This is a genomic window from uncultured Agrobacterium sp., from assembly GCF_913777885.1.
Taxonomy (GTDB): domain Bacteria; phylum Pseudomonadota; class Alphaproteobacteria; order Rhizobiales; family Rhizobiaceae; genus Agrobacterium.
The window spans coordinates 12,006-38,451 of the sequence record NZ_CAJYTV010000005.1; the positions used below are offsets into that span (position 1 = coordinate 12,006).

At 56.4% G+C, this 26,446-nt stretch carries 24 protein-coding genes and 1 pseudogene; 19 read left to right on the forward strand and 6 right to left on the reverse strand.

Annotated features, from left to right (window positions below):
* The first annotated feature begins 93 nt into the window (after positions 1 to 93).
* The 16 genes and pseudogenes from QZ869_RS04290 (at position 94) to QZ869_RS04365 (ending at position 17,541) form a co-directional block, all read left to right on the forward strand.
* Positions 94 to 891 carry an IclR family transcriptional regulator gene (locus QZ869_RS04290; protein WP_296101154.1) on the forward strand — a complete coding sequence of 266 codons (798 nt, stop codon included), beginning with the start codon at positions 94 to 96 and terminating at the stop codon, positions 889 to 891.
* Positions 892 to 1,031: 140 nt separating this feature from the next.
* Complete coding sequence (locus QZ869_RS04295) at positions 1,032 to 1,772, forward strand: LuxR C-terminal-related transcriptional regulator (RefSeq protein ID WP_296101153.1); 741 nt, start codon at positions 1,032 to 1,034, stop codon at positions 1,770 to 1,772.
* 76 nt (positions 1,773 to 1,848) lie between these two features.
* A complete protein-coding gene (locus QZ869_RS04300) occupies positions 1,849 to 3,066 on the forward strand; it encodes a CmpA/NrtA family ABC transporter substrate-binding protein (protein WP_296102669.1) in 1,218 nt (405 codons plus the stop codon).
* A 183-nt stretch (positions 3,067 to 3,249) separates the two neighbouring features.
* Positions 3,250 to 4,380 (forward strand): Mrp/NBP35 family ATP-binding protein, encoded by a 1,131-nt coding sequence (locus QZ869_RS04305; protein ID WP_296102672.1) that lies wholly within the window; start codon positions 3,250 to 3,252, stop codon positions 4,378 to 4,380.
* 327 nt (positions 4,381 to 4,707) lie between these two features.
* Positions 4,708 to 5,685 carry a magnesium/cobalt transporter CorA gene (gene corA, locus QZ869_RS04310; protein ID WP_296102674.1) on the forward strand — a complete coding sequence of 326 codons (978 nt, stop codon included), beginning with the start codon at positions 4,708 to 4,710 and terminating at the stop codon, positions 5,683 to 5,685.
* A 96-nt stretch (positions 5,686 to 5,781) separates the two neighbouring features.
* A pseudogene (locus QZ869_RS04315) lies at positions 5,782 to 7,617 on the forward strand (potassium transporter Kup); the annotation flags it as partial.
* Between the two features lie 415 nt (positions 7,618 to 8,032).
* Positions 8,033 to 9,949, forward strand: a complete 1,917-nt coding sequence (locus tag QZ869_RS04320; RefSeq protein ID WP_296102676.1) for a pilus assembly protein TadG-related protein — start codon at positions 8,033 to 8,035, stop codon at positions 9,947 to 9,949.
* Positions 9,946 to 10,542, forward strand: a complete 597-nt coding sequence (locus QZ869_RS04325; RefSeq protein ID WP_296102760.1) for a TadE/TadG family type IV pilus assembly protein — start codon at positions 9,946 to 9,948, stop codon at positions 10,540 to 10,542. Before QZ869_RS04320 ends, QZ869_RS04325 begins: the two co-directional genes overlap by 4 nt.
* Complete coding sequence (locus QZ869_RS04330; RefSeq protein ID WP_296102680.1) at positions 10,539 to 10,976, forward strand: TadE/TadG family type IV pilus assembly protein; 438 nt, start codon at positions 10,539 to 10,541, stop codon at positions 10,974 to 10,976. Before QZ869_RS04325 ends, QZ869_RS04330 begins: the two co-directional genes overlap by 4 nt.
* 168 nt (positions 10,977 to 11,144) lie before the next feature.
* Positions 11,145 to 12,320, forward strand: coding sequence for a cell wall hydrolase (locus tag QZ869_RS04335; RefSeq protein WP_296102682.1), 1,176 nt, complete (start codon positions 11,145 to 11,147; stop codon positions 12,318 to 12,320).
* A 301-nt stretch (positions 12,321 to 12,621) separates the two neighbouring features.
* On the forward strand, positions 12,622 to 12,987 hold the full coding sequence (locus QZ869_RS04340) for an AtpZ/AtpI family protein (protein ID WP_296041431.1): 366 nt from the start codon (positions 12,622 to 12,624) through the stop codon (positions 12,985 to 12,987).
* Between the two features lie 70 nt (positions 12,988 to 13,057).
* Positions 13,058 to 13,807 carry a F0F1 ATP synthase subunit A gene (locus QZ869_RS04345; protein ID WP_296016793.1) on the forward strand — a complete coding sequence of 250 codons (750 nt, stop codon included), beginning with the start codon at positions 13,058 to 13,060 and terminating at the stop codon, positions 13,805 to 13,807.
* Between the two features lie 70 nt (positions 13,808 to 13,877).
* A complete protein-coding gene (locus QZ869_RS04350) occupies positions 13,878 to 14,105 on the forward strand; it encodes a F0F1 ATP synthase subunit C (protein WP_027673924.1) in 228 nt (75 codons plus the stop codon).
* Between the two features lie 79 nt (positions 14,106 to 14,184).
* Positions 14,185 to 14,823, forward strand: a complete 639-nt coding sequence (locus QZ869_RS04355) for a F0F1 ATP synthase subunit B (protein WP_296016774.1) — start codon at positions 14,185 to 14,187, stop codon at positions 14,821 to 14,823.
* Between the two features lies 1 nt (position 14,824).
* Positions 14,825 to 15,310: a F0F1 ATP synthase subunit B gene (locus QZ869_RS04360; protein WP_296016773.1), complete on the forward strand. Its 486-nt coding sequence runs from the start codon at positions 14,825 to 14,827 to the stop codon at positions 15,308 to 15,310.
* Between the two features lie 401 nt (positions 15,311 to 15,711).
* Complete coding sequence (locus QZ869_RS04365; protein WP_296102685.1) at positions 15,712 to 17,541, forward strand: methyl-accepting chemotaxis protein; 1,830 nt, start codon at positions 15,712 to 15,714, stop codon at positions 17,539 to 17,541.
* A gap of 46 nt (positions 17,542 to 17,587) precedes the next feature.
* On the opposite strand, the gene QZ869_RS04370 is transcribed toward QZ869_RS04365, so the two are convergent.
* Both QZ869_RS04370 and QZ869_RS04375 read right to left on the reverse strand, forming a co-directional pair.
* On the reverse strand, positions 17,588 to 18,262 hold the full coding sequence (locus QZ869_RS04370; RefSeq protein WP_296102687.1) for a ribonuclease HII: 675 nt from the start codon (positions 18,260 to 18,262) through the stop codon (positions 17,588 to 17,590).
* A gap of 300 nt (positions 18,263 to 18,562) precedes the next feature.
* The gene (locus tag QZ869_RS04375) at positions 18,563 to 19,720 is read right to left on the reverse strand and encodes a PA0069 family radical SAM protein (protein ID WP_296101145.1); all 1,158 of its coding nucleotides are present in this window, start codon (positions 19,718 to 19,720) and stop codon (positions 18,563 to 18,565) included.
* A 352-nt stretch (positions 19,721 to 20,072) separates the two neighbouring features.
* Between QZ869_RS04375 and QZ869_RS04380 the strand changes: the two genes are divergently transcribed.
* Complete coding sequence (locus QZ869_RS04380) at positions 20,073 to 20,591, forward strand: glycosyltransferase family A protein (RefSeq protein WP_296078091.1); 519 nt, start codon at positions 20,073 to 20,075, stop codon at positions 20,589 to 20,591.
* 120 nt (positions 20,592 to 20,711) lie between these two features.
* Here QZ869_RS04380 and moaB read toward each other — a convergent pair whose 3' ends face one another.
* The 4 genes from moaB to QZ869_RS04400 all read right to left on the reverse strand — a co-directional run bounded on the left by moaB (position 20,712) and on the right by QZ869_RS04400 (position 25,275).
* On the reverse strand, positions 20,712 to 21,266 hold the full coding sequence (gene moaB, locus QZ869_RS04385) for a molybdenum cofactor biosynthesis protein B (protein ID WP_296102690.1): 555 nt from the start codon (positions 21,264 to 21,266) through the stop codon (positions 20,712 to 20,714).
* Entirely contained in the window at positions 21,263 to 22,171 is a 909-nt protein-coding gene (locus QZ869_RS04390; protein WP_296102693.1) for a 4-(cytidine 5'-diphospho)-2-C-methyl-D-erythritol kinase, read from the reverse strand. Before QZ869_RS04390 ends, moaB begins: the two co-directional genes overlap by 4 nt.
* A 7-nt stretch (positions 22,172 to 22,178) precedes the next feature.
* The gene (locus QZ869_RS04395; RefSeq protein WP_296102695.1) at positions 22,179 to 24,017 is read right to left on the reverse strand and encodes a tetratricopeptide repeat protein; all 1,839 of its coding nucleotides are present in this window, start codon (positions 24,015 to 24,017) and stop codon (positions 22,179 to 22,181) included.
* A gap of 241 nt (positions 24,018 to 24,258) precedes the next feature.
* Positions 24,259 to 25,275: a polyprenyl synthetase family protein gene (locus QZ869_RS04400; protein WP_296102697.1), complete on the reverse strand. Its 1,017-nt coding sequence runs from the start codon at positions 25,273 to 25,275 to the stop codon at positions 24,259 to 24,261.
* Between the two features lie 112 nt (positions 25,276 to 25,387).
* Here QZ869_RS04400 and QZ869_RS04405 point away from each other — a divergent pair, with 112 nt between their 5' ends.
* Together QZ869_RS04405 and QZ869_RS04410 are read left to right on the forward strand one after the other, a co-directional pair.
* Positions 25,388 to 25,615: a DUF2007 domain-containing protein gene (locus tag QZ869_RS04405; protein WP_112358867.1), complete on the forward strand. Its 228-nt coding sequence runs from the start codon at positions 25,388 to 25,390 to the stop codon at positions 25,613 to 25,615.
* Positions 25,616 to 25,621: 6 nt separating this feature from the next.
* Positions 25,622 to 26,413 (forward strand): tRNA1(Val) (adenine(37)-N6)-methyltransferase, encoded by a 792-nt coding sequence (locus QZ869_RS04410; protein WP_296102699.1) that lies wholly within the window; start codon positions 25,622 to 25,624, stop codon positions 26,411 to 26,413.
* Positions 26,414 to 26,446 lie beyond the last annotated feature (33 nt).

A 26,446-nucleotide genomic window follows, 5' to 3' on the forward strand; every position in this document is an offset into this window, starting at 1 on the left:
TACTATTTGGAACTAAGTTTTATTTAATGGAATAATCATCGTCTTACCCCATTCCTGTCAAGCTCAGTTCTTGCCTTGTCGAGAAAATCGCTCATGTCCCGTTCTTCCGATGCTGAAACAAAGGATATTTCCACCGGAACGCTCGGTAAGGCCATTGCCTTGCTTGAAACGGTGGTAATGGCCGATGAGCCGCTCCGCTTCACCGATATTCTTAAAAGATCGGGTCAGCCGCGTGGAACGCTGCACAGGCAACTAACGCATTTGGTCGAAGAGGGACTTCTCGAACAGAACTTGGATCAGTCCTACAGCGCCGGGATCAGGTTGCTGAAGTTTGCTGCCAAAGCCTGGAGCGCCAGCGACCTGCGCACCGTCGCCGCACCGCATTTGCGCGATCTTCATGAGCAGACAGGCGAATCCGTCCATCTTGGCGTCGTCCGCGGTTGCGAAATCATCTATCTCGACAAGATCGATGGGAAGCACGCCGTTCGCATGTATTCCCAGATCGGCCGTACTTCACCCCTATATTGCACTGGCGTCGGCAAGGCGGCGCTGTCCCTAATCCCTCAGGACGCGTTGTTGCGCCTGGTTCGATCCTTTTCGTTTAATGCCTTTACGTCCAATACGCTGACCAGCGCGGACGCTCTGCTCGCGGAGATCGCCGCGATACGCAAGCGCGGATACGGGTTCGATCTTGAGGAGCACGAGCAAGGCATTCAATGCATCGCCGTGCCTGTCAACACGGGCAGGCAGGGCCTCTATGCGGCAATATCGGTGACCGGTCCGGCCTATAGGCTGACGAGAGAGCGTCTCGAAGGATGGGCGCCGATGGTGCAAGCCATCGCGCGTAGTATTTCCGATGAGACCTCCATACGGCTGTCACCGTCCACGTGAGGTAAAATTTTGCTTATTTTTGAAAATGGTTGCAACCAGGCCAGCGAGAGACGTTTTTGGGCCAACTTTTGCTTGCGTGAAACTTATATTTTGCTAACTATGAGGCCATTCACTAAGTTCGACTATAAAGATTTGTACGAATGCTCGATGCCGGAGTAGAAAAAACTTCTCCAATGGGCGCGGACTGCGTCCAAGAATTACTACGTCTCGAAAGCCAGTTCGACATTTTCCGGTTTATGAAGAGGATTACTGAAAGCTGGGGCATGAAGGCGTTCCTGGTCGTGGATGTACCGACGCCGATATTGGTCAGCCTGTCGCAATGCACTGTGATGAGCAGTTGGCCCGCGGATCTTTTTCAGGAATACGACGACAATAGTCTTCTGCGTAAAAGTAATATTTTCAAAGCCTTAGAGAAGGCGAGCGCGCCCTTTTTCGTGGATCTGGAGTTCACCTCTAAGGGGCATCGCCCTGCGCTTGGCGCGAAATTGGTGGATTTGTTTAGACGTTTCGAAATGACGAATGCCATATGGTGTCCGGTGCAGGATATGAGGGGGATGCGGGGTGGCGTGTCCATTTCAGGCAGCAGGTCGTCATTCTCGCCCTCGGAAGTGGCGGAAATTTTCTACGTGGCCGCCCATCTTTACGGACATCTCGCCTATGTGCGCAGTCTGGATTCGCGGGTCAGTGAAACCTTGACGGATCGCGAGATCGATTGCCTCAACTGGACTGCTGCGGGCAAGACGAGTGCGGAGATCGCCGACATTCTTTCGCTTTCCGAGCACACGGTCAACCACCACCTTAATCGCGCAACGAAGAAGCTCAATACCGTCAACCGCACGCAGGCCGTCGCAAAGGCGCTGCGTGCAGGCTTGATAAAATAGGGATATGCTCTTTTTCCTGTTGTTATCCGCCACAGGGTGAGTGATCCTTCACACCTCGACAAAGAGGGAGACTGATTTGGCAGGAACACGGCGCTTCAGAGCAGCGTTTTCTCCTACCGTAGACTGCGCCATTCTCGTCGCAGCACTAGAAAAAGGCTTTGCCGCCGACGAAGGTGTCGGACTCGAACTCATCAGAATGAGCGCCCCGAGCGATATTCTCCACGCATGGTCGCAAGAGCGCATCGATGGCGCCCATCTTTCCGCTTCTCTACCCGTATCACTCGCCCTCCTGCCATCGCCTGAGCCGCGAACCGATCTTATCGTACCATTCATTCTGGCGACCGGGGGCTCCACGCTGGTCGTCAGCAATCTGCTATATGATGATCTGGTAGAGCAGGGCATGAAGATCCCAGAGCCTGGTTCGGTCTCGCGGGCACTATCGCGCATTGTGATTGCGCGTCAAAACGCGGGTCTTCCGCGTCTAACGTTCGCGACGGAACATCCACACTCAAGTTCCAGCTATGAACTGGTCTACCTGATAGCCAGCGCTCGCCTGGCAGGACATGACGATGTTGCCATCAGGCAAGCCGCATCCAGAAAAATGCCGCATCTTCTCTCAAAAGGCGACATTGACGGTTTTTACGTTGGCGAACCCTATGGAAGCGCTGTTGTAACGGAGGGAGTGGGGCGTATCGTCACGACAAAATCTCACATTTGGCAGAATGGATCGGAGAAGGCGCTTGCCGTTTCGAAGGCGTGGGCAGAGGAAAACGAGCAGACGCTTCATTCGCTACTGCGTGCGCTCTACCGCGCGGGAGAATGGTGCTCGGCGCAAGCGAATATCGAGGAGCTGGCCGAACTTCTGGCGGCTGATCTCTATCTCTCCTGCGAGAGCGAACGGATCCTCCCCTCCCTGTCCGGCTTCATTCCCAACTCCCCGGCACGATTGCTCGAGTGTCCAGACTTTCTGGCATTCAGCGCCAATGCGGCAAACTTTCCATGGCAGAGCCAAGCTCTTTGGTTTTTCAACCAGATGGTCCGTCGGGACGAATGCCCAGCGCATTATATCGCCGATCAGGTCATGCGCCAGGCTGCCGCCGAAGTCTTTCGCCCGGACATTTTTCGCAAAGCGTTGAAACCGATATTCGCGCCCGTGCCTGCGGCCAATATGAAGGTGGAGGGAGCACTGAGTAGCCGCTCGCCGGTCGGGGCCTATCGCGCGCCGCTTTTTCTTGGACCCGATGCGTTTTTCGACGGTCGCGTTTTCGATCCGGATACGCTTGAAACCATTTAGCGCGTCTTAAGGTCCTTGGACGCACACACAACGCTCCATTCCGACCGACGCGATGCATCTTTATCACCTGCGCAGAAATCTGGGCACCTTCGTGTTTCTTTGACGAATGCAAGGGTTGTGACATTGGCGAATGGCGTGGGCTGCTCTATCTAATCCTTGCTGAAGCGGATTGGGTGGAGTGGCATGGCAGAGCTAGATAAGAGACAGATCGAACAGGCACTCGAGCAGGTGATCTTTCCAGGCAGCGATAAAAGCATCGTCGCACTGGGCATGGTATCGGAGATCTTTCTGGCCGATGCCAAGGCCTATTTTTCCATTACGGTGCCTGCCACAAAGGCTAATGAACTCGAGCCACTGCGTCTGGCTGCGGAAAAAGCAACGCTGACTGTTCCTGGCGTCAAGGCCGCCGTCGTCGCCCTCACGGCCAATAGCAGGCCCGGTAGTTCAGCCAAAGCAGCCGCAGCGAAAGCCCCTCCTGCACCACAGCGACCGGCGCCACAACAACAGGGAAAGGCCGGTGTGCCGGGTATCGGTGCGATCATCGCTGTCGCTTCGGGTAAGGGCGGGGTGGGTAAATCCACCACTGCCGTCAATCTCGCTCTCGGCTTACAGGCGCTCGGCCTGCGCGTGGGCGTGTTGGATGCAGATATATATGGTCCGTCCATTCCGCGATTGCTCGGCATTTCGGGTCGCCCTAAGCAGGGCGAAGGACGCACGATCATGCCCATGGAGAATTACGGCCTGAAGGTCATGTCCATGGGATTTCTGGTGGACGAAGAAGCTGCAATGATCTGGCGCGGTCCGATGGTGCAGTCGGCGTTGATGCAAATGCTACGCGAAGTCATGTGGGGCGATTTGGACATATTGGTTCTCGATATGCCGCCGGGAACGGGCGACGTGCAACTGACGATCGCCCAGCAGGTGCCGCTGGCAGGAGCGGTCATCGTTTCCACCCCGCAGGATCTGGCTCTGATCGATGCACGTAAGGGCATCACCATGTTTCGCAAGGTCGAGGTGCCGCTTCTCGGGATCGTTGAAAACATGAGCTATTTCGTCGCGCCCGATACTGGAAAGCGCTACGATATTTTTGGCCATGGTGGTGCCGAGGCCGAGGCTGCCCGCATTGGCGTTCCGTTCCTTGGCGCGGTGCCCTTGACCATAGCGATCCGGGAAATGTCGGACGCCGGCACGCCTATCACCGTCAACGAGCCGCAAGGTCCACAAGCGCTTGCCTATCAGGATATCGCACAAAAGGTGTGGACAGAGATCTCAAGAGGGTCCGGACGAACCGCGCCAAAGATCGTATTTGAATAGAAAGCGTTGAAAAATATGCCGAAACTGCTCCGGCATCGATGCATTGATCGCATATCAACTGCTCATAAGAAGCAGGGCACCAGTATTGGGTCCGAGTAAAAATCGGACCAATAGTTTGTTTTGGATGACATTTTCTGAAGTATAAGGTGGTTTGTTGGCCTTGAGCCAGGATGGCTCAGCGAAAATACCGCTTGATTCTTTACCTCGTTGGGAGCATAGCCCTGCGCCGTCTGAACCGCAGCCGTATTCGTGCGTTTGCGAACGCCACGCATGATGTGCTAGATCGACCAGCCGACGATATTCGGCACCGCGGACCGGAGAAACTGATTGATAAAAGCCTATCGCTCGAATTGCGAGGCGATCAGCCTGTCCTCGGACAGAGAGCTTACGCATATCGCGGACGACATCATCTGGATCGATCTTATCAATCCCCATCGTGACGAGGAAAAACGTGTCGAGACTCTGCTTGGTACGGAGCTTCCCACCCGTGAGGATCTGAAAGATATCGAGCCCTCCAGCCGGCTCTATAAGGAAGACGATAATATCTTCATGACGGCGTCACTCGTCTGGAAGGCTGATTCTTCCGATCCGCAGCTGACCGATGTGGCGTTCATCCTTGCGGGCAACAGACTGGTGACGATCCGATACGCCGAGCCGAAGTCGTTCAACCTCTTCATCGCGGCCATCACCCGCACGCCGCATGAGATAGCGAGCGGGGCCGTTCTGCTGTTGAAGTTGCTTGAGACCATCGTTGATCGTACCGCAGAGATCATCGAGAATAGCGTGATTGGCATCGATCACGTAGCGAAGGGAATATTCGGCGGCGAGGCCCGCAGCAAGCGCAAGGCGCCGCGCTACCTCGAAGACAAGATCGCTGAAATAGCCTCTTTCCATCGGCTGGCTTCTAAAGTCCGCGACAGTCTGACTTCGCTCGCACGCATGCAGTCATTCCTTCAGGCGACTTCCGTTGTTCACCAGGACAAGGAAGCAAGAGAAATGGGCGCCTCCATTTCGCGGGACATCCATTCTCTTTCTGAACACGTTTCCTACATCTCCGGCAATCTTACCTTTTTGCTGGATGCATCGCTCGGCATCATCAATGTCGAGCAAAATGCGATCATCAAGATTTTTTCCATCGCGTCCGTGGTGTTTCTGCCGCCAACGCTGGTGGCCTCCATTTACGGAATGAACTTCGCGCATATGCCGGAGTTGCAGTGGAGCTACGGTTACCCGCTGGCAATATTCGTTATGCTGATATCGGCGATCATCCCGTTCATTGTTTTCCGTTGGAAGGGCTGGCTCTGAAGAGCTAGAATGCACATGCCAAATCCGTTTGAGAAGGAAATGCTGGACAAGCCGGACGTGGAGGAGCACCAAGCCAAGGGCTTGTTCGCTGCCATGCTCGGCTCCATCGGCGTCGTTTACGGCGATATCGGCACCAGCCCTCTTTACGCCTTCCGCGAAGCCTTGAAGCCGATCTCACAGGACGGGCTGACGGAAGCCGAGATTATTGGCTTGATTTCGCTGATGATCTGGTCTCTGACGATCATCGTCACCATCAAATATATCAGCTTTCTCCTGAGGGCGGACAATGACGGCGAGGGCGGCACGCTCTCGCTTCTGGCGCTGCTGATGAAAACGGCCGGCGCACGGCGCAATTTCCTCATCATGCTTGGTCTGATTGGTGCTGCGCTTTTCCTGGGCGACGCCATGATCACACCGGCGCTTTCCGTTCTCTCTGCCGTGGAAGGGCTGAAACTCGTCACGCCGGCAATGGATGAGTTCATCATTCCCATATCGCTCGGTATTCTCGTCGGCCTCTTCGCCATCCAGTCGCACGGCACGGAGATTGTCGCCAGGTTCTTCGGCCCAATTACCGCCGTTTGGTTCATCGTGATGGGCCTCGTCGGTCTTCTACATATCTCCGACGATTATAGGATCCTCTATTCCTTCAATCCGATCCATGCGGTCGAGTTTCTAATGAACGAGGGCTTCTATGGCCTCGTGGTGCTCGGTGCTGTCTTTCTGACGATTACAGGGGCCGAAGCGCTCTATGCCGATCTTGGCCATTTCGGTCGAAAGCCCATCCAGTGGGCCTGGTTTGTGCTGGTTTTTCCGGCTCTCACCCTCAACTATCTCGGTCAAGGCGCGCTGGTCCTGAAAGACCAGTCCACCATGTCAAATCCCTTCTACCTCATGTTCCCGCAATGGGCTTTGTTACCAGCAGTGATCCTGGCAACGGCCGCGACAATCATCGCCAGTCAAGCCGTCATCACCGGGGCGTTTTCGATGGTGCGTCAGGCGATCAACCTCGGCTACCTGCCGCGCATGGAAATCCTCTTCACATCGGAAACCAACACGGGACAGATCTATCTGCCATCGGTCAACACCGTGTTGCTCTTCGGCGTCGTGGCGTTGGTTCTCACCTTCAAAAGCTCCGATGCGCTGGCTACCGCCTATGGTATCTCAGTGACCGGCGCGATGGTCGTAACCAGTCTGCTGTTTTTCCAGTTCGCGCGCAGCCATTGGAAATGGTCGCTGCCGCTGACACTGCTGGTCGTTTTGCCTTTCATCACGCTGGAACTGATCTTCCTCGGCGCCAACCTCTTGAAGATCCATGATGGTGGCTATGTGCCAGTGCTGCTGGCGATTGCCTTTACCGTCATCATGATCACGTGGCAGCGCGGATCGAAAATCCTCTTCGCGAAGACCCGTAGAACCGACGTGCCTTTGAAAGCCTTCGTCGCCTCTGTAGAGAAGGAAAGCGCCCATGCGCCCGTGCGCATTCCCGGTACGGCGATCTTCCTGACCGGCGATCCCGAAACTGCGCCCGCCGCATTGCTCCACAACCTCAAGCACAATCACGTTCTGCACGACAAGAACGTGATCCTGACGATCCGAACCGAAGATACGCCGCGCGTTCATCCGGACAAACGTTACACCATGACCAAGGTCAGCGAACGCTTCGTCGTGGTGGAATTGCATTTCGGCTTCATGGAAACCCAGAATGTCACCCAGGCACTCGGCTATCTGCGTCGCACGGGCTACAAGTTCGACATCATGTCGACCTCGTTTTACCTCGGTCGTCGCAAACTTGTGCCCGATCCGAAGTCTGGCATGCCGGGCTGGCAGAACAGGCTTTTCATCGCTCTCGCAGAAAACGCTGCTGATCCATCGGATTACTTCCGCCTTCCCGCAAACCGGGTCGTCGAACTGGGATCGCATGTGGTGATCTAAAGCGTGTCGCGATCTTTCAGATTCGCTCATACGCTTTAGATCCTAATCTATATTCTGGATTGTAGCATGAATTGTATTTTATTATAAGTTGTATTTTCATGGGCGAGTTCGAGGCATATTTGTCGTATTAAGTTTGTTTCGTGTTTAGCTTTCCTGCTGTTAATAAATAATACGTATCTTTCCGCACAAATATCTGCACGTGTCGACTCGACTACGATGCCATTTCTTGTTGTTTCAAGCCGCACTTATATTCGTCAATATTCACCGATTATAAGAGTGAAAAACAATTTTCTTTAACTCAGCGATCTGACTTTATTTCCAGATGGCATGAGGCCGAAGCCGCCATAACGCTGCCTTTACTGAACCTCTTTTTGAATACGAAAGATTTTTTACATTGAGAACGCGTGTTTCTTTCATGTCTCGTCTTGCCGCGAACCGCGATGGTGGGATCGCCATCATGGCGGCGCTCGCTCTGCCACTGATTATCGGGTTTGCCGCACTTTCCACCGAGTACGGTTATGGCCTGCTAGTGCGCGACCAAAATCAGCGCATCGCAGATCTGGCATCCTACGCAGCAGCCTTGGCCTACGGCAACACCAACTCGCAGGACAGCATGAGAGCCGCTGCGGAGAATGTTGCCAAGCTCAACGGTATCGATCCTGGTAGCGTTTCCGTTTCTCTTACGCCATCGCCTAAAGATCCGACGTCGCAATCGGTGCGTGTTCAAGTAAAGACCACGAACAGGTTGTTTCTCGCGCCGGTTCTCGGCGTTGGTAAAACACTTGACATTTCGGCCGATGCTTTCGCTTCGTTCGGCGCGGCGGAGGCCGCTTGTATCATCGCGCTTGATAAAAGCGGAACAGGCGTGACATTGTCTGGCGGCGTTCAGGTTGGAGCTCCCAATTGTTACGTCGCCTCCAATCATAGTCTGGTTGCGCCTTGCGGCACCAAGATCACCGCTAAGAGCGCGACCTATTATATGGGCACCCTGGAACCGTGCCAGTGGACACCAAATATCGTCAAGGCCGATGGCAGCCCGGCACCCATTGCCCGCGCGCCGACATCCGATCCGCTCGAAGAGCACGCTGGCGTGGCAGCGCTGAATGCGCGCTTTCAAATCATGAGGAACGCCTCTTGGCCCGCGGTGGCCTCGGTGACGCGCGGGCAGGACGTCGAATTTGGTGGCGCGTCTTCGCCACCCACGACTGCGGCAGCTCTTAAAGCGATCGGGTGCAGTTATGATCCTGCCAACTACAACCAGTACTGGACCGAGAAGTGGGACGTCACATGTGCCGGTTCGAAAGTCGATGCCGGCTCTCTGCTTGTTCACGGCAATCTTCAGGTAAAGTTCAATGTCGCGGGGAGCGGATCGACGGCCTATAATTTTTCAGGCAAAATCCAAAACGATAACGGCACGAAACTGGAATTTGGCGATGGCATATTTACCGTCGCAAAAGGTGTCTATGGTGCTGATCTCAGGTTCGGAGCAGGCGCCTTCTATTTCGGTATGGGAGACGAGAAATGCGACGACGCGCGCTATAGCCTCTGCTCCTCCGGAAAAATAACGATAGGCGGCCCAAGTAAATTTGTGCTGGACGCGGGTTTCTATGTCGGTGGTGGGGCATCACTCAAACTTGGCCTCGGCACCTCCAATAGTTACACGATTGGAAAATCGAGCGGCCGCAATGCCGTTGCGCTGGGCGGCGGCGCTGTCGCGGTGATGGCGGATGCCAACACCGGCAAAGGTATTTTCAGATTGAACGGGGATTTAAATGGCGGCGGGGGTGGCAGCTGCTTTACGCTTCCCGCAAGTGCGGAGCACGACATATCCGGAAACGTCAATCTTGCTGGCGGTGCCAAGCTTGGTTCCGGCACCTACACGATCGACGGATATTTTTCCGTCAATACCGGTGGCGCATCGTGCAGCGACAACGTCGCGGTAGCCGGCAAAGACGTTACGATCATTGTCTCAGGCGTCGACACACCATCAGGCTCGGATTGTAACAAGAAGTCCTTTTGTCTGACGGGGGGCAATGCAATCACGCTAAATGCGCCCAAAGCCGGCGCTTATGCCGATTTGGCGATTATAGGCCCGCAGTCTTCCACTAAGAAGGCAGGTGCGGTGATCACGTCCGGCGGCCAGGCAAAAATCTCCGGGGCATTTTATTTTCCGAACGGCACGGTTGAGTTCGGAGGCGGGGGACAGATCGGCGATGCCAGCAGTGGCTGCCTCCAACTGATTGGAACGAGCATTTCCCTGTCAGGCGGTTCCCAGGCTATCTCCCAATGCACACAACTGAGCAAGGCCGGAAAGGTGGCGTGGCTGCAATGATCGCGTTTTCGAAAACAAGGATCGGCCGATGGTTCGCGACACTCGGTCGCGCACGCGCTGCTTTGAAAGATAAAAGCGGCAATGCGACAATCGAATTTGCGCTGGTTATACCGCTTTTTGCTGTCATCGTTGTCGGAAGTGCGGATATCGGAATGCTGATATTTTCGCGCTTCAAACTCGAAGGAGCGGTGTCGGCAAGTGTGAGCTATGCGGTCGCCCATGTCGATCAGGTCGATAGTGCCAATGGTGGCGCGCTGGCCAAAAATCTCGTCTCTATCGTTGCCAACAACTCATCGGACGACGTTGACGTCCTTGTCGATATCAATAACGGCCCGCAGGCGGTCAATGATGGAGCGAAGGTGACGCTCGACGGTCAGCCGGCCAGAGCTGATGCCTGCTATTGTCCCAAAGGCACGCCGTCGTCTTTAGAATGGGGTGCTCAGTATAGCTGTAACGCGGCCTGCCCGAATGGCACACGCGCCGGAAAGTATGTCGCCATCATCGTAAAGCGGGATTACGCGCCTTTCTCCTCGATGCTGGGTGCTTTGAACGGTAGCACTATCGCAGCCAGTGCAATGGTGCAGGCACAGTGAGCAAGGCCATTCGCAGATTTTTCGTCGAACGTCACGGTGCAAGCGCCGTGGAATTCGCTCTGGTTGCGCCTGTGTTTCTTCTTCTGTTGTTGGGCATCATCGAGTTGTCACGACTGGTCTGGATCAGCCATGCCCTCTACGAGACGGCGATCGCGACAGCACGGTGCATGGCTATTCCCCAGTTCGAATGCGAAGATGGCGGCGTTTATGATCAAAAGCGCTCGATGTCTTTCGCGCGTGCCCAGGCGGCCGTCTGGATCATCGACCTCGATCCGGCGGACATCACTCTGGCTCGAAATGTCAGTTGCAGCGGTCTCGAAGGGTTTTCCAAAGCAACTATCGAATACCGGTTCGAAACCGTCATACCAGAACTACTGACATCACTTGCAGGTGGAAGCAGGCTTAAAGCGGAAGCATGTCACGCCGATAACTGAGATTCGAAGTCTCCTCGCCATCGATCCCATATGCACTGATCCTTCAATATCCGGGCAGGTTTGATCGCCTGAATGCAAGAAACCTTTCCGCGTGTCCGTTAACCAAGCATCAAGGTTAATGAGAGATTATCCGGTTGTGTAGCAAGTTGTTTGCGTGTGTCCGGAGTCATGGTTTTGCGTTCAAGAAAAGTATCGCGTCGCGGGCCCCTCATTGCCTATGAGAAGTGGACCTCGCCTGTTGTTTTTGGCCTCGTGGCCTGGCTTGCCTTTCCCTCTCTCGCGGCACGCGCCGATCTCGCATCTCTTCTTGCCGGTCTGGATGCTGGCGGCGAGCAGTGGCGCATGGTGCTGACGAACTCTCCCGCCGGTTCCGTCCACAACGCTTCACTGGCCTTCAATGATGCAAGCGATACCGCCGCGATCGCCGGGGCGGGGATGACGCTTCCGGACGGTCGCAAGGTTGCTTTCGTCACCAATAAGAGCGGACGCGAAACGACACCTGATAGCGAACGCGTCAACCGTGCTGCGAAGAAGGGCAGGGTGATGGCGACCGAAGTCATGCAGCCCCCCAAAGCTTTTACTGCAGGCTCGGTTTTGCAGCGCACCAGCATGATTGATGTAGAGCCGCTGAAGCGTAAGGACCGAACCGCCTTCGTTAAGCCGAAGAAGAGCAAAGACATCGAGCTTGCGTCTTTCTATTTCCGTCGCGATGAGAAAAAAGCGGACAAGTCGGTGTCGCCGATGCTCGCGGATCTCGTGACAAATCGCACCCCGGATATTCTGGCAACCGCCTATGCGCCCGCAGAACCCGATTTCGCCCGCGAATCTCCCTTTGACGCGATCTTGAGAAAGCCGGACACGGGCCGTTTCATTCCACCGGTCTCTTCCGATGACCATGCCTGGGCCGCGACCCCGCTTCCCGCCGAAGCCTTTTCAGCCGCAGAACAGCAATGCTTGGCTTCCGGCATCTATTTCGAGGCGCGCGGCGAGTCCGTAAAAGGGCAGGCCGCCGTTGCCCAGGTCATTCTCAACCGCGTGCGCAATCCCGCCTATCCGAAGACGATCTGTGGTGTGGTCTATCAGAACAAGGACTGGCGCAATCGCTGCCAGTTCTCCTTTGCCTGTGACAACATCAAGGACCGCGTTAATTCCGAACGCCATTGGAAGATGGCGCGTGAAGTCGCCATGGCAACCACCGCCGGCAAGATCTGGCTGAAGGAAGTGGGCTCCGCAACCCATTACCATGCCGTTTACGTGCGTCCGGCCTGGGGCAGGTCCATGAAGAAGGTCGGCAGAATCGGGTTGCACGTCTTCTACCGTACCTATGGTGGCGGCTGGAGCTAGAGCCTATCCATTAAAGAGGAAGCGCTCTCACGATCACGTGGATTTTCCTGCAAAACTCGTGTCAAAAATGCCGATTCTGGCATCAAACAGCGCGAAGATTCCGTGTTTGTCAGGTAAGCTATTGATTTTAATTCATTAATTTGTGCTGAAACAAGCGCCGACGGTGCCTTGACTAGAGAAGTCCCTAAAACTATGTTGCGCGCGACTTCAGAGCGGGCTGGAACAGGCTGAAAGCCCTGCCGTTTACAACTCCAAAGGGTTCTGGCGCAGCTGGAACGGAGCGAAAAGGGCGGGATTTGAAATGACCGGCAACCGTAACGATAGTCTGGATGAGCGGCGCAAGCGTCTTGCCGAGGGACTGGCAAAGGTGCATGCGGAGGACGCAGCGGAGAGGCGGACGGAGCAGAACGCACAGGAGAGCCGAAAAGGCTTTGCACTGGCGATCAAGCTTTCTTCCGAGTTCATCTCCGCAGTAATCGTCGGCGCGATGCTAGGTTATCTTCTGGACCATTTTGCCGGCACATCGCCGTGGGGGATGATCATTCTTCTCCTTCTCGGTTTTTGCGCGGGTGTGTTGAATGTTCTGCGGTCCGCAGGGGTAGTGGCCAAGCCGCCGCTGCTTGAGGACGGGCTGGGGAAAGATCAGGGTGGGGAGAAAAACGGCTGAGGCCGTTCTTTCCATGAAATATAGATACGAGGTGCCGCCTTTGTGCGGCAACAGGTAAAGAGGGCAGCCGGTGGCAAACGATCCGACTCATCAGTTCTTGGTGCAGCCGATTATCCCGATCAACATCGGTGGCGTCGATTTTTCGTTCACAAATGCGTCGCTTTTCATGGTTGCTACCGTCGCAGCGGCGTCCGGCTTCCTCTACTTCGCAACGTCGAACCGTGGTTTGATCCCGGGTCGCATGCAGTCCGTTGCGGAAATGTCCTACGAATTTATCGCGTCCATGTTGCGTGAAGGTGCGGGTAAGAAGGGGATGGTTTTCTTCCCCTTCGTGTTCTCGCTGTTCATGTTCGTTCTGACGGCTAACCTTCTCGGAATGTTCCCGTATTTCTTCACGGTCACGAGCCAGATCATCGTCACCTTCGCACTGTCGTGCCTCGTCATCGGTACCGTCGTCGTCTACGGCTTTTACAAGCATGGTCTGCATTTCCTCGGCATCTTCGCGCCATCGGGTGTTCCAGCTGTGCTTCTGCCGCTGGTTTCATCCATTGAAATCATTTCCTTCCTGTCGCGTCCAATCAGCCTTTCGGTTCGTCTTTTTGCGAACATGCTGGCCGGTCACATCACGCTGAAGGTCTTCGCAGGCTTCGTCGCCTCCATGAGCGCGCTAGGCGCTCTGGGTGTTGGCGGCGCGATCCTGCCTCTCCTCATGACGGTCGCCATGACCGCTCTCGAATTTCTCGTAGCCTTCCTGCAGGCATATGTCTTCGCGGTACTGACGTGCATGTACCTGAATGACGCCGTGCATGGTGGTCACTGAGAAGTAAAGTCGCTGGCACCGAAACCGGGTGTCAAAAAACAGCCGCAACAACCATTTCAAGGAGCTTAATATGGAAGCGGAAGCAGCAAAGTACATCGGCGCAGGTCTCGCATGCCTCGGCATGGCTGGTACGTCCCTCGCTCTCGGCCGTATTTTCGGCGATTTCCTCTCCGGCGCACTGCGCAACCCGTCTGCCGCTGACAGCCAGTTCGGCCGTCTGGTATTCGGCTTCGCCGTTACGGAAGCTCTGGGCATCTTCTCGCTGCTCGTTGCTCTCCTTCTCCTGTTCGCTGTCTAATAGCAGCATCAGGTTTGGATCACGGCTCGCGAACGGCGTGCCGTGATCCTTCGCATTTGCAGTACCCCTGGAGGTGAGCATGTTCGTGACCGAGGCTCTTGCCCAGTCAGCAGCGCCGTCAACCGGAACGACGACGGAAACACCCGCTGTCGGCCAGACGGCCCCGGAAGCAACGCATACGGAAACCGGAGTGGCGCATGACGCCGGTCACGGATCCGGCGTATTTCCGCCATTCGATTCGTCGACCTACGCGTCCCAGCTTCTCTGGCTGGCGATTTCGTTCGGTCTTTTCTACGTGCTCATGAAGAAGGTCATCGTGCCGCGTGTCGGTGGCATCCTTGAGGATCGTCATGGCCGCATCGCGCAGGACCTTGATGAAGCCTCCCGGCTGAAGTCTGAGGCTGACGCCGCGATCGAAACCTACGAAAGAGAACTTGCCGCAGCGCGTGCGAAGGCTGGATCGATCGCTTCCGCCGCCCGTGATGCCGCAAAAGCTAAGGCTGATGCGGACCGCGCGACAGTCGAAGCGGAACTGGCTGAAAAGCTCTCCGCTGCCGAAGCGCGTATCGCGTCCATCAAGCAGCAGGCTCTGGCCGATGTCGGTACGATCGCAGAAGAAACAGCGACCGCGGTTGTCGATCAACTGATTGGCGCCAAGGTCAAGGAAACCGATGCCAAGGCAGCCGTTGCCGCGGTATCCGACGTGAAGGGGGCTTGAGATGGCGTTTGATGCAACATTCTACGCACTCGTAGGTCTTATTCTCTTCTTCGTCCTGATCGCATACCTCAAGGTTCCGGGCATGTTGGCAGGTTCGCTTGACGAGCGCGCCAAGAACATCACTGAGGAATTGGCAGAAGCCAAGCGCCTGCGCGAAGAGGCTCAGCACCTGCTGGCCGAATACCAGCGCAAGCGCAAGGAAGCCGAAGCGGACGCGGCCAACATCGTTGCAGCGGCTGAACGCGAAGCTGCGGCACTGACCGCAGAAGCCAAGGCAAAGACGGAAGAGTTTGTCGCTCGCCGCACAGCTCTATCTGAGCAGAAGATCAAGCAGGCTGAAGCAGACGCGATTGGCGCTGTGCGCTCCGCCGCTGTCGATATCGCCATTGCAGCATCGGAAAAGCTGATCGCAGAAAAGACCACCGCTGCCGCCAAAGGCAAGCTGTTCAAGTCTGCTGTCGGTGAGGTCAAGTCGCGGCTGAACTAGGTCGGACGAAAACGTCGTTCATCGAAACGTCAAAACCCTTCCGGCCATGGCCGGGAGGGTTTTTTGTTTTGCTTTTTAAGGTGTTGCGATCTTCCGGCTTTACTCCCAGCTATCTTGCTGAAATGTCCTTCGATAGCGAAGCTAAGCCGGTTTAGCTTTATATAGTTGTGCCTAAAGTATATGGACAGTTGCGAGCGTTGGATAGAAAGGGTGTGTACTAAATTATTTGAAATTATGAGCTTAATTAAATGTAAATACTATTAGATGATCTTAACGCTATGCATTGCGGGCAAGTTGGACGGATAAGTTCTGTCCACTTCACTTGACGTGATATGTGGTGACGTCTCGGCCATTAGGAAGACGGGTCCGCGATTACATCCGATATTATATGAGGGGATGTTATGAAGTTATCGATCAGCAAGGTTCTGGCTGCTCTGTCAGGCATCATGATTCTTGTGGCAGGGATACAGGGCATCTCCTCGATTATATCCATGTCGCAGATCGAGCAGGGCATCAATGTCATCGTCCGGGAACGCGTCCCCGCCTTCATTGTGATTGGCGCGATCAATGCCGACATTGGAAGCATTCGAAACGCACAGGGCGCCATCGTTATCGCCGATCCCGATGCCCGAGCCGATTTTCAGGCAGAACTCTCCAAAGCCGAGAGTGTTCTGGCCGCCCGGCTTAAGGAGTACGGGGAGCATCTCGTCGATGATGCGGATAAACAGAACTTTCAGAGCTTCAATGCACGATGGGCCGTCGCCAAAAGCGAGTGGGACCAAGTGCAGGCTCTTGTCGACACCAACAAGATGGATGAGGCAAGGTGGTTGTTTGCTGGCGGTGCGTTGAACGCGTACAACCAGGCTAAAATGAGCCTTCAGGAAGCGGTCGACGATATCGAAATGGACGTTCGCGGTGAGGGCGATCACACCGTTGCGGCGGCTGGCACGGCCATTACGCTCAACTATATCGCGCTGGCCGTTGCGCTCACGATCGGCGCTGGCGCGGCGGTCTTTGGCAATCGTTACATCGCAAGGCCGCTGCTACGGATGACGGGCGTGATGCGCAAGCTTTCTTCAGGCGATACCGAGATTGATATTCCTGGCCGTAGCCGTAAGGATGAAATCGGCTCTATGGCTGAAGCGGTGGAGGTCTTCCGTCGAAGTGCCATTGAGAACAAGCGGCTTGAAACAGAAGCGGAAGTCAATCGCAAGCGTGCCGAAACGGAGCGGCTTGAGGCGCAGATCAAGGCTGAGGCTGAGGCCGAGGAGCGGCTGCGCGTGGCGACATCTGGTCTGGCCGCGGGACTTCGCCGGCTTGCGTCCGGCGACTTGGCTTTCCGCCTTAATGAGACCTTTGCGCCTGATTTTGAACCTCTGCGAACCGACTTCAATCAATCCATTCAGCAGCTTGGCAATACGCTCATTGAGATCTCGAACGCGATCGACGCGATGAACAGCGGAACACGGGAAATCGCCGAAGGCTCCGCAGATCTCTCCCGACGGACTGAGCAGCAAGCGGCGACCCTTGAACAGACAGCGGCGGCGTTGGATGAGATCACCGTCAATGTTGCGAACTCGACAAAGCGGGCACAGGAGGCGACGGGTGCCGCGAGCGAAGCCAACCGGGCAGCAAAAATCTCCGGCAATGTCGTGGCAGCTGCAGTCGACGCCATGCAGCGCATCGAACAGTCTTCCGGCCAGATCTCCAACATTATCGTTGTGATCGACGAGATCGCCTTCCAAACCAATCTACTGGCGCTGAACGCGGGTGTCGAAGCAGCACGCGCTGGCGAAGCCGGCAAAGGCTTCGCGGTTGTCGCTCAAGAGGTGCGCGAACTCGCGCAGCGCTCTGCCCAGGCTGCCAAGGAAATCAAGGAGCTGATCGGCAAGTCGTCGCATGAAGTTGAAAACGGCGTAAAGCTGGTGCAGCAGACTGGCGAAGCGCTTAAGACGATCAGCCATCACGTCGAAGCCGTCAATGCTCATATGGGCGCGATCGCGACTTCGTCTCAGGAGCAGGCGACAGGTCTTTCGGAGGTCAATACGGCCGTCAATCAGATGGACCAGACGACACAGCAGAATGCAGCATTGGTGGAGGAAACCACAACCGCAACTTCTGCCCTGGCAGCGGAGAGCGACAGGCTGCGTATGCTGCTGGAGCAGTTCAGGCTGGCCGATCACGCCCAGCAGGGCGCGGGCCGCGACGATTATATGCGTATGGCCGGCTGACGCGGAAAACGGCCCCCCTTTGAGACGCAGGGGAGTTCAGGAGACATCAAGCGACATCCGCTTCGGCAAGATCTTGCCGAAGCGGTCGAAAGCTCATTCGATGCAGTGGGCAAGCACCATGGGCCTCTATGGCGCGAAGATGCACAGGCGTCCCGTAGCCTGCATGAAGCTCAAAACCGTAGGCTGCATGCACTGTGCCCGCCCGCTCCATCATCCGGTCTCTGGTAACCTTGGCAACGATCGAAGCGGCAGCGATTGAAAGAGATCGGGCATCTCCCTTGATCACGGCCTTTGCCTCGCATGACACGCCGGGCGGCTGGTCGCGCCCATCGGCAAGAACCAGTCGCGGTGCAAGCTCAAGTCCAAGGACAGCGCGACGCATGGCATCAAGACTTGCTCTGAGGATGTTGATCCGATCGATCAGTACCGGGCCAGATGACGCCACGGAGACCACGGATGTCTCCAGGATCTTCGTGAACAGCGCATCCCGCTTCGCCTTTGTCAGCTTCTTGGAGTCATTGAGACCGTCGGGAATGTTGTCGGGATCAAGAATAACGGCAGCGGCTACGACCGGACCGGCCAGAGGTCCGCGGCCAGCCTCATCCGTTCCTGCCACGGGCCACAGGCCGCGCTGGCGCGCTTCAAGCTCCATGCTGAAATCCGGGCTTGGCGGAACAAACTCGAACAGGGCAGGAGAATCGGATGCTGTGCGTCGCTTCATGCGGCGGAAACTTGCACAAACATCCGATCTCCCGCAAGCCCCCGGCGCGGCGATCAAGACAACCCGTGGGGCGTGGTTGTCATCCTTGCCTCATGAAGGCAGGATCGTTTTCTCAAGTGGCGGAAAACGAGAAATCGCACGCGAGGCGGCGGAACCGGGGGCAATGCCGGTACGTCAGGGACGCGCACCGAACATGTCTTCGAAGAGCGGTTTCATGGCGGACACTTCGGTGCATCTTATGGGGATACGCCGCGAGACCATGGCATGCTCGAACATTGATGTGGTCGAGGTTTTCCTCCATCAAAGCAGGGATAGCTGCACGCCGGCGCCGCCTGGCGGGGCAAACAGATCGTCGCGCAATTGGATGCCCCTGCGAATGAGACCAAGCCTTTTGGTGGCCATCTCGAAGCGGCGACCGATCTGCCAGGCATAGGGCCCGGCACCCTTCATGCGCTTGCCGAACTCAGCATCGTAATCCTTGCCATCGCGCATGGAGCGCACCAACGACATGACGTGGCGATAGCGATCAGGATAGTTGCGCAGCAACCAGTCTCGAAATAGCGGGCTGACCTCCAGAGGAAGCCGTAACAACACATAAGACGCTTCCGTCGCACCTGCGGCTTTACCAGCCTCCAGAACGCGTTCGATTTCATGATCGTTCAACGCAGGAATGACGGGTGCCATCATCACGGCCACCGGAATGCCGGCTTCCGTCAACGCCTTGATCGCCTCCAGACGCTTAGATGGCGTCGATGCCCTGGGTTCCATACTGCGGGCCAACTTGCGGTCGAGCGTCGTGATGGAAATACCGACCTTGATCAGCCCCTTCTTCGCCATGGGTGCGAGGATATCGATGTCGCGCGTGATCAGAGCTGATTTCGTGACGATGGCAACCGGATGCTCTGCCTTCGCCAGAACTTCCAGAATCTGGCGCATGATTCGCCATTCCTTCTCGATCGGCTGATAGGGATCGGTATTGGTACCGATCGCGATCACTCGCGCCTTGTAGCCAGGTTTGGACAACTCCCGTTCCAGAAGCTTGGCCGCGTCGGGTTTTGCAAAGAGCTTTGCTTCGAAGTCCAGCCCAGCTGAAAGGCCCATATAGCTGTGCGTCGGCCGAGCGAAGCAATAGATGCATCCATGCTCGCAGCCGCGATAGGGGTTGATCGAACGGTCGAATGGAATATCGGGGGAATCGTTGCGGCTGATGATGGTGCGCGGTTTTTCCACCTGCACGTCTGTTTTGAACTCCGGCAGTTCCTCGATGATATCCCATCCATCATTGAAAGCTTCGTGTTGCAGGGCCTCAAATCGACCACCGGGATTGATGCCTGCGCCTCTGCCGCGACGGCGATCAATCTCGATCCTGAGGCCGGAGTCATCTGCCAGCGCATTGGCAATATCGGGCGTATGGCCAGGCTGATAGGCAGCCTGCCCCGAAAGAACATGGTGTCTCATCTGATGCTCCTGACCGGCCTCAGCCAGCGAATTGGATAGAGCATTCATATCGTACGAACGAGAACAATACAAGAACAAAATCGAGTTGAAGGCCGTCTCGGACTTCTGCGCATGGGTGAGAAGAACGATGCGCGTGCGGTGCTTCGATCAACGATGCATCGATTGATGCTCCTACTTTCCCGTTGTCTGCTGAACAGGCGGCAGAACCTGAAACGATTTTCGAAAGCGATGTAAAGGCTCAAGGCAGAGAGGGTGTACTCCTACAACAGTGTTTCAATAGATTCGATTTGGGTTTGCAGCGACGATGCTATAGGAGCTTTAGGGGTGGTAAGGGATCGCAAGCGACAAGATTATGCTGACAGTCATCATGGAATGCCGAAACCAGGAGCCTGAGCTTGCGCACACACTGTCTGCGCTGGTCACGGGTGCTGTCGAGGGGTTGGTCAGCGACGTCATTATTCTCGATCATGCCTCGCAGGACGGCTCGGCCCGTGTAGCGGAGGCGGCTGGTTGCCGTTTTCACCAGAGCTGGGAGATGGACGCTGTCGTTCAGTCGATCCGTGGCGAGTGGATATTGGTCGTCGAACCAGGTAGTCGTCCGCAAAGCGGCTGGATAGAGGATATCCTCGAATACGTGGCGTTGAACGAAGGCCCGGCCCGGTTTTCACCCTCCCGATACCATAAGCGACCCCTGATCGAGCGGTTGTTGCGCCGTCGCCCGCCGCTCGAGTTCGGTCTTTTGCTAAGCAAACGAGATGCCGCTCGTCTGGCAAAATCCGGACTCCCGCTTGCACAGTTCCCTGTATCGCAAAAAAACCGACAATTGAGGGCAGAACTCGTACCAGCTTGGGCGCTCCGCAGGACGCGTTAGCTCGACCACGGTAGCCGCAGAATTACGCGGGGGTCATGCGATGACGATAAGCGATGAAACAAGCAATTGAGGCGTGTAAGCAAATTTGAAAGATCGCCCCGCATCGCTAAGCGTTCGCTTTCAGCCCTTCGAACGGCGTAGATGCTCATCTAGGCGCGGCATGATTTCCACGAAATTGCACGGCATGTGGCGGTAATCCAGCTGCGCCTTCAAGATCCCGTCCCAGGCATCCTTGCAAGCACCGGGCGAGCCCGGCAGAACGAAGATGAAAGTGGTATTGGAAAGCCCGGCTGTTGCCCGTGATTGGATGGTCGATGTGCCGATCTTGTCGTACGAGATACGGTGAAAGACTTCGGAGAAGCCATCCATTCGCTTGTCGAATAGCGGCTCCAGCGCTTCCGGTGTCACGTCACGCCCCGTGAACCCCGTGCCGCCCGTCGTGATGATGACGTCGATCTCGTCCGACAGCGTCCAAGCCTGTACCTTGCCGCGTATGGCGTGACTGTCGTCCGGGACGATAGCGCGATCCACAAGCCGGTGCCCGGCCTCCTCGATACGCGCGACAAGCGTATCGCCGGATTTGTCGTCAGCAATCGTGCGCGTGTCCGAGACGGTAAGGACGGCAATGCCCACAGGGATGAACTGTCTCTCCTTAGGCGCCTTGTTCTGGCTCATGATGTCCTTCCCGCAATCGTCATTGTCTCCTGAACATACCATCCAGGCTGCGTTTGGCGAAGTGCCGCAGCCGCAGCTTTTGCCTTCTGGATGGTGGGAAAAATCCCGAAGCAGGTGGCACCGGAGCCCGACATGCGGGCAAGCTCTGCCCCTTCTGAGCTCAGCAGGGACAAGATAGTATCGATCTCAGGCAGAAGGCTAATAGCGGATGGCTGGAGATCGTTTCGAAGCCTGCGAAGCATTTGCAGTCCACCGGCCTCGTTGTCATCGACTATTGGAGGGAGTGATGGATTGTTCTTGTCCGTCAGAAGGCGAAATATGTGCGGTGTCGAAACGCCCTTTAGCGGGTTCGCGAGCACCATTGACAAGTTTGGAAACCGGGACAGCTGCTCGATTTTCTCACCAATGCCGCGTGCAATCAGTGGTCTGCTCGTCAGACACATGGGCACGTCGGCTCCAAGTGCCAAGGCCATGTCTTGCAGGGTGAGATCGCCAATTTCCAAATTCCAGTGCCGCCTCAGTCCTCTAAGAGCCGCGGCAGCATCCGCCGAACCGCCACCAATGCCGGACGCAATCGGCAGATTCTTTTCGAGATGGATCGCGACTGGTCGCGTGCCTGACCCATTCTTTACCGCGAAGTTGCGGAAAAGATCGCGGGCCTTCAGCACCAGATTTTCAGTGGAATCGCTCGCCATCAGTTCCGGGGCAAACCGGCCGGATATCGAAAACCCGTCTTCTTCCGCTTCGCGGAAGCGTAGCACATCGCCCGCCAGCGTAAATGTCACCAGCGTTTCGAGAAGATGATAACCGTCTTCCCGCTGGCCCGTTACGTGCAGGGCGAGATTGATTTTTGCCGGAGCAGCCTCGATGGTTTCGACCGCTCCATGTCCGTCAGCCGAAGCCATTCGGACGTCAGGATTTCTTGTCCGGGGCAGGCGCCGGTGGTGCGGGAGGCGGCAAAGTCTGATCTTTCTTTGCGGTATTTTGCGCGTCCTTCTCCAGCGGCGGCAGACCGTTGGCGATCTTGTCCTTCACCTTTGCCTTGTCCACGTCGTCGCTGTCTCCAATCAGCGCGCGGTTCCACTGATAGACGGCTTCAAGCTTGCGCCCGACGCGCCAATAGGCATCTCCGAGGTGATCGTTGATCGTTGGGTCGCCAGCACGAAGCTCGACAGCACGCTCAAGTTCCGTCACGGCCTCGTCGAAGGCGCCAAGGCGGTAATGCGCCCAGCCGAGCGAATCGACGATGTAGCCGTCATTTGGCCGAAGCTCCACTGCGCGGCGAATCATCTCGATGCCCTGGTCGAGGTTCATATTCTTGTCGACCCAGGAATAGCCCAGATAGTTCAGAACCTGTGGCTGGTCGGGATTCAGTTCCAATGCTCGTTTGAAATTCGGCTCGGCCTTGTCCCATTGCTTCAGGCGCTCATAGGCAATGCCGCGCTGGAAGAAGATGGTCCAGTCGGTCTTTTTCGGAACGGCTCCGATGACCTCCACCGCCTTGTCGTAGTTGGCTGCCATCGCGGCGTAGTCCTTTGCATCAGAAAGGACGGCGCCGTAGGCGAGGTAGGAGCGAACATCGTCAGGATCGGATTCGAGCAGCGCCTTCAGATGCTGACGCGCCTCGTCCATCTTGCCGGTCTGCGACAGCGTCAAGCCAAGCTGAAGCTCCGAAATCCGATGCATGGGTGAATCGGCGGGCACTTCGCGGTAGAACTCGATTGCACGCTCCGGCATCTTCTGTGCCTCGGCTAGGCCGCCAAGCAGAATGAGCGTGTCGGCGCTTTTCGGGTCCAGTGCGCGCGAAGCCTGAAGATAGAGCGTGACAATCTCTTCCGCACCGTCTCGATTCAGCGCGCCGGCAATCGAGAACATTACCGAGGCAGCACCTTCTACAGGGGTCTGAACCTGCTGATCCGGCTTTTCGCCTTTTTCGATGCTCTGCCTGAGTGCCTTCAAGGGCGCGTAATTCGGTGCAAACCCGTCGCCGACAGCAATCGTATCCAGCGCCTTCTGCTTGTTGCCAGCTTTCGCTTCCAGCCGGGCCAGCGCCATGACGGCCCGCATATAGGTGTCCGTCGCCGTGGCGCCGCCTTCACGGTCGGCCACCGCTTCGCCGAGGCTTTTGCGTGCCGCCTCCGTATTGCCTGTAACAAGCGCGATGGACCCTGCATTGTACTTCTGGAAGATAGAGAACCAACCGGGACCCTTCATGCCATTGACCATGGCAAGCGCTTCCTTGCTTTTTCCAGAGCCAGCGCGGGCCCAGGCGGCTAGAAGCGTGTTGACCATGCGGTCCAGATCGTTCGGTCCGCTATATTTCAGAATCTTCTCCGCGGAGGAAAATTCCTTGTGCTTGATGGCAGCAAGCGCACGTACGATCGTCGTCACGCGCTCCACGGAGCTGTCATCCTTCAGGCTGTCGGCGATTTTTGCACCGGCCTCGAAGTCACCGCTCAGCAGCTGCGCAATCATCAGACGTTGACGGATTTCGGTGTTGGCCGTGTCGAAATCGAGAGCCTTCTGGTAAAGCATAATCGCTGTCTTGTAATCCTGATCGACATCGGCGGTGCGGGCGGCCAGAAACGCGCCCGAGAAGGTGTTGACCTTCGCCGGATCGAACTTGACGGCCTCTTCGGTCTTGCTATCGGCAGGCTTCGTCTCTGCCAGCGCAACAGTGCCTGCGCCCATTGTGAGGGCGGCGATGAAAGCCGCGCTGCAGAGAAGACGAAATGCTGGTTTGCGCCGCATGAAGGAACCTTTGCTCTTGTGCTTACGCACCGAAAAATCAGCTTTAAGCTCTACAGCCTCAAGGCTTAGAAATGCCCACGCACACTGCATCGCTTCAGATAGGTCATCGCTTTCGAGATCGGAATCGAGTCAGGAAGCCGCAGAACTACCGCATGATAGAATGGCTTTTTTGAAGCAGGCCTGCAAGAAATTCCGCCGCTCATCTGAGCCGTTTAATATGGTCTCGCGGCGACGATGTCCGTCAGTTGACGCGCTGGATGCAGAAGTCGATGACTTCCATGAGCGCGTCCTTCCATGGGCTTTTCGGCAGCGGCGCCAAGGCATCACGTGCAATCGTGCCGTAGTGATTGGCGCGAGAGATCGTGTCCGTCAGCCCGTTATATTTCTTGATCAGGCCAAGTGCTACGTCGAGATTCTCATCCGTGCTTTCGCCGTTTTCAATCGCTCGCTTCCAGAACGCCCGCTCATCGGCCGTGCCACGGCGATAGGACAGGATGACCGGAAGGGTGATCTTGCCCTCGCGGAAATCGTCGCCTGTATTTTTGCCGAGATCGGCGGAGTGGCCACCATAATCCAGAACATCGTCCACGAGCTGGAAAGCCAGACCCAGGTTCATACCGTAGGACTTCAGTGCGCTGCGGGTGGCCTTGTCGGTCTTGGCAACGATGGGTCCCACTTCCGCCGCCGCGGCGAAGAGAGCGGCCGTCTTGGCGCGGATAACCTGGAGATAGTCGTCTTCTGTCGTTTCCATGTTCTTGGCGACAGAAAGCTGCAGCACCTCGCCTTCGGCAATGACGGAAGCGGCTGTCGAGAGAACGTCCAGCGCGTCCAGCGATCCGACATCCACCATCATGCGGAAGGCCTGACCGAGCAGGAAGTCGCCGACGAGAACGCTCGCCTGGTTGCCCCAAATGGTACGCGCCGTGGATTTGCCGCGACGTAAATCGCTCTCATCCACCACGTCGTCGTGGAGGAGGGTGGCCGTGTGCATGAATTCGACGCTGGTGGCGAGCTTTATATGATGGTCGCCGTCGTAACCGAACATGGATGCCGATGCGAGCGTGAGCATCGGGCGCAGACGCTTGCCGCCGGACGAGATCAGGTGGTTTGCCACTTCCGGGATCATCTGCACATCCGATCCGGCTTTGGACAGGATAAGCTGATTGACGCGTTCCATATCGGGACGCGTCAGGTCGACAAGCGGCTTGACGGATGCGAGTTTGTTTTTGCTTTCTTCAAGCGGTATGACGACGCCCAACGGACCGGACTCCTATTCGATTTTGGTTTCGACAATAGAAAGCGACGATGGTGGCGGCAAGTGTGGAATTGCCTCAGAACCTTCAAAAATTACGGGATGTGGAAACTCATTGATGCGTGAATTGATCCGAACGAATGACGCCGTCCTGCTTTCTTTTGCGGAAAGCCTGATGAAGGATGCCGGCATCCATTGTCTGATTGCCGATCAGGGCATGAGCATTCTGGAGGGATCGCTCGGCCTTCTGCCCCGCCGGTTCCTCGTGGAGGATGACAGATCCGAGCAGGCACGTCGGATCCTGATCGATGCGGGGCTTGCCGACGAATTGCGGGACGAGGCCTGATCAACGATGACGTCGCAGACCATCGACGCTTTTCACCGGGGCCGGTTTCATCTGGTTCAGCCGAAGGGCAGGGGGCACCGGGCTGGCATGGATGCCATGTTGCTCGCCTCGCTCGTGGCCGATGATAGGCGGTGCCGGGTGGCAGATCTCGGTGCTGGGGCAGGCGCTGCGGGATTTGCCGTCGCTGCCCGTCTGGCAAAAGCGGAAGTCACGCTTTTCGAATATGCGCCCGAGATGGTCGATTTCGCCACCCGTAGCATTGCTCTGCCGGAGAATGCGCATCTCGCGAGCCGGCTGACCGTTCGTCAGGCAGATGTGACGCTGCGCGCTAAAGCCCGTGCCGAAGCGGGTCTCATCGATGATCACTTCGATCATGTCATCATGAACCCGCCCTATAATGATGCAGGAGATCGCAAGACGCCGGATGCGCTGAAGGCTCAGGCGCATGCCATGACGGATGATCTTTTCGAGCACTGGATCAGAACGGCAGGCGCCATCGTGGTTCCGGGCGGGCAATTATCCCTTATCGCCCGACCGCAATCGGCGGCCGATATCATCGCCGCATGCGGGCGTCGCTTCGGTGGTCTGGAAATCACCCTCATTCACCCAAGGCCTGGTGAAGACGCCGTGCGGATGCTCGTCACCGCCATCAAGGGTTCACGCGCGCGTTTGACGTTTCGCGCCTCGCTCATCATGCATGAACAGGAAAGCCACGCATTCTCCCCCTTCGTTGACGAATTGAACAATGGCCGTGCCGCCTATCGGCGCAATGACAAAAGCCTCCATTCTCAAGCCTAGGTGCATCGTCCGCTCTGCGCACAGCAAACGAAT